The 4983-nt window shown below is 69.4% G+C and carries 4 protein-coding genes; all 4 read right to left on the bottom strand.

Features of this window, described 5'->3' with window-relative positions; translation table 11 throughout:
- On the bottom strand, window positions 1-376 hold a 376-nt coding region (locus FV222_RS17210), incomplete at its 3' end, for an enoyl-CoA hydratase-related protein (protein ID WP_246685514.1).
- Window positions 377-398: 22 nt separating this feature from the next.
- Window positions 399-1619, bottom strand: a complete 1221-nt coding sequence (locus tag FV222_RS17205) for a CoA transferase (RefSeq protein ID WP_147762291.1) — start codon at window positions 1617-1619, stop codon at window positions 399-401.
- 11 nt (window positions 1620-1630) lie between these two features.
- Window positions 1631-2923, bottom strand: a complete 1293-nt coding sequence (locus FV222_RS17200) for an MFS transporter (protein ID WP_147762292.1) — start codon at window positions 2921-2923, stop codon at window positions 1631-1633.
- A gap of 316 nt (window positions 2924-3239) precedes the next feature.
- Complete coding sequence (locus FV222_RS17195) at window positions 3240-4493, bottom strand: MFS transporter (protein ID WP_147750446.1); 1254 nt, start codon at window positions 4491-4493, stop codon at window positions 3240-3242.
- Between the last annotated feature and the right edge of the window lie 490 nt (window positions 4494-4983).

Genomic DNA, 4983 nt, shown 5'->3' with positions numbered 1-4983 from the left:
GGTCGCAGGCGGCGGCGATCGCCGCCCCTCCCCCCGTGCAGGCGCCCGCGATGGCGGCGATGGTCGGCACCCGCATCCGCTCCAGCGTGCCGAGCACCCGGTCCATGAAGCGCTCGTAGCCCAGCGCATCCTCCGCGGTCTCGAAGCTGCGGAACTGGGCGATGTCGGTGCCGGCGGCGAACGCCTTCTCGCCGGCCCCGGTGATGACCAGCGCCTTGACCGACGCGTCCTCCTGGATCCGCAGGCACTGGGTCACCAGGCCTTCGTACATCGCGAAGGTCAGGGCGTTGCGGGCCTGGGGCCGGTTGAGGACGATGCGGGCGATGGCGCCGTCCTGGGAGACCAGCAGTTCATCGGTCGGGGCGGCGTCGCTCATGCTCGAAGTCCTCATCCAATCGTCACGTCGTCGTCTCGCCCACGACGCCCGCCGTGATCAAGCCGTCGATCGCCGCGTCGTCGTAGCCGGCCCCGCGCAGGATCGCGCGCGAGTGCTCGCCGAACAGCGGCGCCGGGCCGTGGACCTTGCCCGGCGTCGCCGAGAACTTTACCGGCAGGCCGAGCGTCGTCATCGACCCTGCCCGGGGGTGCTCGACCGAGACCACCATCTCGCGGGCCAGCGTATGGGGATCGCGGTGCATCTGGTTCACGTCGAGCACCGGGCCGGCCGGCACGCCGCCGGCCTCCAGCCGCGCGAGCCACGCCTCGGAGGTGTCGCCCCGGAAGTACGGCGCGAGCGCCTCGGCCAGCGCGATGCGGTGCTCCATGCGCCCGGCGTTGAGCGAAAAGCGCGGGTCGGCGGCGAGCGTGTCGGCGCCGAGCACGTCGAGGAGGCGCAGCCAGTTGGTCTGGTTGGCCGCGCCGATGGTGATCCAACCGTCCTGCGTCTCGAAGGCCTCGTAGGGGGCGTTCAGCGGGTGGGCCGAGCCCATCGGCCCCGGCGCCACGCCGGTCGCCATGGCGATCGCCGACTGCCAGTAGGTCAGGGTGATGCCGGCCTCGAACAGGGAGGTGTCGACCACCTGGCCCTGCCCGGTCTTGAGGCGGTGGGTGTAGGCGGCGAGCACCCCCATCGCCGCGAGGATGCCGGCGGTGATGTCGGTGACCGGCGGCCCGCACTTCATCGGCGGCTCGCCGGGCCCGGCGCCGGTGACGCTCATCAACCCGCTCATGCCCTGCGCGACGAGGTCGAACCCGGCCCGCTCCGCGTAGGGGCCGGAGCGGCCGAAGCCCGAGAGCGAGCAGTAGACGAGCGCCGGATGGCGCGCGCGCAGGGCTTCGTAGCCGAGGCCGAGCTTCTCCATCGTGCCGGCGCGGTAGTTCTCGATCAGCACGTCGGCGTCGGCCAGCAGCCGGTGGAGCACCGCCTTGCCGGCCTCGCTCTTGAGGTCGAGGGCCAGCCCGCTCTTGCCGCGGTTCATCATCATGTAGGCGGCGCTCTCGCCTTCGATCGAGGGCGGCACCGAGCGCCGGGTGTCGTCGCCGCCGGGGATCTTCTCGACCTTGATCACCTCGGCACCCATGTCGCCGAGCATCAGGCCGCAGACCGGGCCCGCCATGATGTGGGCGAGCTCGATCACTCTTACGCCCGCAAGCGGGCCTTCGCGTCGTGCGTCCACCATCGCCATTTGCCTCAGCGCACCGGCGCGACCGCGACGGGCGGGATACCGCCGGCCTCGGCCGGCTCCACGAAGGGGCGCTCGGGGTGCATGGTGAAGGCGGTGGCGGCACCCAGCAGGCACAGGCCGATCGAGCCGGCGAACGGCAGCGTCCAATCGCCGGTCATGTCGACGATCAGGCCGAACACGATCGGCGAGACGATGGCGGCGATCGCCGAGCCGGTGTTCATCAGCCCGCTCGCGGTGCCGGCGAACTTCGGCGCGATGTCCATCGGCACCGACCAGATCGGGCCGATGACCAGCTCGGCGAAGAAGAAGCCCGAGGAGAGCAGCAGGGCGACATCGGTGAGGTCGCGGGTGAAGAACACGCCCGTCAGGCTCGCCGCGGCGCCGAGGAAGCCGACGACGATGATCGACAGCCGCGCGAGCTTGAGGTTGCCGGTCTTCTCGAAGATGCGGTCCGAGAGCACGCCGCCGAGCGTATCACCGACGACGCCGGCGAAGAACACGCCCGAGGCGAACAGCGCCGAGTTCTTCAGGTCGAGGCCGTAGCTCTGCTTGAAGAAGCTCGGCAGCCAGCCGAGGAACAGCCACAGGGTCCAGCCGTAGCAGAAGTAGGTGATGGTGACGGGCAGGATGCGCTTGGTCAGCGCGCCCCACGGCACCGACTGCTTCGCGCCGACCTTGCGCGGCGGCGGCAGCTGGTCGAGCTCGGCTTGGGTGATCGCCTTGTGGTCGGACGGGTCATCACGGAAATAGAGGTACCAGATCACGACCCAGACGAAGCTGATCGCGCCGAGGATGACGAAGCTCGAACGCCAGCCGAAATGGTAGATCAGGAAGGCGACGATCGGCGGCGCCACGGCGTTGCCGAGCCGCGCGAAGGCGTGGGTGATGCCCTGCGCGAAGCCGCGACGGCCCGGCGCCGTCCAGTTCTGCATGGCGCGGGTGGCGGTCGGGAAGGTCGCGCCCTCGCCGAATCCGAGGAGCACGCGGGCGAGGAACAGGCTGACGAGGCCGCCGACGAAGCCGGTGAGGATCGTCGCCGTGGCCCAGATCAATCCGCAGACCAAGAGCGTGCGCCGCGCGCCGAACTTGTCGCCGACCGAGCCGCCGATCACCTGGAAGATCGCGTAGGGGTAGGCGAAGGCCGAGAGGATCAGGCCGAACTGCGTGTTCGACATGCCGAGATCCTTGATGATCACGGCGCCCGCGGTGGCGATGTTCACCCGGTCGAGATAGGTGATGAAGTACATCAGGCAGAGCAGGAACAGCACGCTGTTCGTGGCGCTCAGGCGCTTGATCATGGCGTCGATCCTCCGGCACGGCGTTCTTGCGCAGCGTTCTTGGCAGCCGCCTTGTGGCGGTCCGCGCCGTCACCCTGGCCTCGGCGACCGGGTGCGGCGTTTCGCATTACGTATTCAGTACGCTCGGCCTATGCCGGAGTGCAACCACGGGTGTTAGGAATCCGGCGTTTTCCGCCCGCGCGATCCGCCTGCACGGGCGGCGGGTCGGAAGCCGGGCGACGCCGGGCAAGCCTCGTTCGCATCCGGCCCATCAGGTTGCCGGACGAACGAAAACGGGGGCCGAAGCCCCCGTTTTCGTTCGATCATGAGAGGCCGGTCAGGCCGTGACGGGACGCATTCCGCTGGCCTGGGCGGGCGTCGCTGAGGGATCGAGCACCTTGCCGCGCGGGCCGACCCAGGCGCCGACCCACTTGCGCTGCCACAGGAACAGGCAGCCGAGCACCACGGCGGCGAAGACCGCGTAGACGACGAAGCCGGTGGCGAAGGCGCCGGTGTACTGCTTCGAGAAGCCCATCACGTTCGGCAGGATCGCGCCGCCGAGCGCCCCGATCTCGCCGATCATCGAGCCCGACACCGCGGTGTTGGTGGGGTAGCGCAGCGGGACGAGCTGGAACAGGGCGCCGTTGCCGGCGCCGAGCGCCGCGAAGCACAACATGAACAGGATCGTGGTGGCGGCCAGCGACGGGGTGGCGGTGAGCGCAAGGAACGAGGCGATCGAGGCGAGCAAGACCACCGACAGCACGGCGATGCCGCCGAGCCGGTCGGCGAAGTAGCCGCCGAGGATGCGGATGCCCGAGCCCATGAAGGCCGCGAGCATGGTCAGGCGCCCGGCCTCGACCTTCGTGACCGCGAACTGCTCGTAGAAGAACGTCGGCAGGAAGTTCGACAGGCCGATGAAGCCGCCGAAGGTGATGACGTAGATCAGCGAGAAGGCCCAGCCGTCCTTGGTGAACAGGCAGGAGATGTGGTCCTTGAACGACTGGTGCTCGAGGTCCGGCGGCTCCTTGGCGAGCACGATCATCACGATCAGCGGGATGGCCATGACGCAGCCGGCGAAGCCGTAGACCGCCTGCCAGCCGTAGGCCTGGGCCAGCGGCGGCGCGAACAGCACCGCGAGCACGGTGCCGGAATTGCCGGCGCCGGCGATGCCCATGGCGAGGCCCTTGTGCTCCGGCGGGAACCAGCCCGAGCCGAGCGACAGGGCGACGCCGAACGAGGCGCCGGCGATGCCGAGCAGCACGCCCATGGCGAGCACGTCGTTGTAGGTCGAGATGAAGAAGAAGCCGTAGGCCATCGCGAGCATGATGACGCCCATCTCGGTGATGGCGGCGTTCTTCCGGCCGATATACTGGGCAAGCACGCCGAGCGGGAAGCGCATGATCGCGCCCGCGAGGATCGGCAGCGAGATCATGAACCCGGTCTGGGCCGGGGACAGCTTGTAGGTCTCGGTGATGAACGGCCCCATGGCGCCGTTCAGGACCCAGATCGCGAAGCAGAAGTCGAAGTAGAGGAAGGCGGCGAACAGCGTCGGGGGGTGTCCCGACTTCATCACGGTCTTGAAGGAGGCCATCGTGGGTGCTCGTCTTGATCGAGCGGGCGCCTTCGCGCCGCCGCTCATGCCGGAGGAACCGGACTCACACCGTCCGCTTTGCGAGGCTTCGTTGCCCAGCGTGCCGCGCGCCGCGCGGCGATCTCTGGAAAAGCAGCAAACGTGCCAGACGTGGCGGGGCGGCCTGGCCAGGCGCAGCCCCCGTTGAAGGCCTGCGGCGCAGCCGACGAAGACTGAGGGAAACGGCCAAGCCGCGGGCACTGGATGCCGGGATTCGCGGCAACGATGCCTAGGCGGCATGCGGTCGGGCGCGGACGCCCAAACCGGAGGCAACCCGCGAGGCTCGACGAGCGAACGATCACATAGGAGTCGATGACGGCTGCGTCAGTGACAGGTGGTGATGGTCTTCACGATCCAGCCCTGCTCCGGCTGCCACAGCTTGCGCCGGGCGCGGGTGCAATCGGCCGGCGCGGTCCCGGAGGTCCACGCGCCCGTCGGCTCGGACGGCGGC

It is taken from the genome of Methylobacterium sp. WL103, from assembly GCF_008039885.1.
In the GTDB taxonomy this organism is placed as follows: Bacteria; Pseudomonadota; Alphaproteobacteria; order Rhizobiales; family Beijerinckiaceae; genus Methylobacterium; species Methylobacterium cerastii.
Note: the sequence above shows the minus strand (reverse complement) of the source record. Positions and strands in the feature narration are given on the sequence as shown.

Bases quoted from the DNA above. Each gene is read 5' to 3' on its own strand.
- FV222_RS17205 (WP_147762291.1), bottom strand. From the start codon at position 1,619: ATGGTGGACGCACGACGCGAAGGCCCGCTTGCGGGCGTAAGAGTGATC.
- FV222_RS17200 (WP_147762292.1), bottom strand. From the start codon at position 2,923: ATGATCAAGCGCCTGAGCGCCACGAACAGCGTGCTGTTCCTGCTCTGC.
- FV222_RS17195 (WP_147750446.1), bottom strand. From the start codon at position 4,493: ATGGCCTCCTTCAAGACCGTGATGAAGTCGGGACACCCCCCGACGCTG.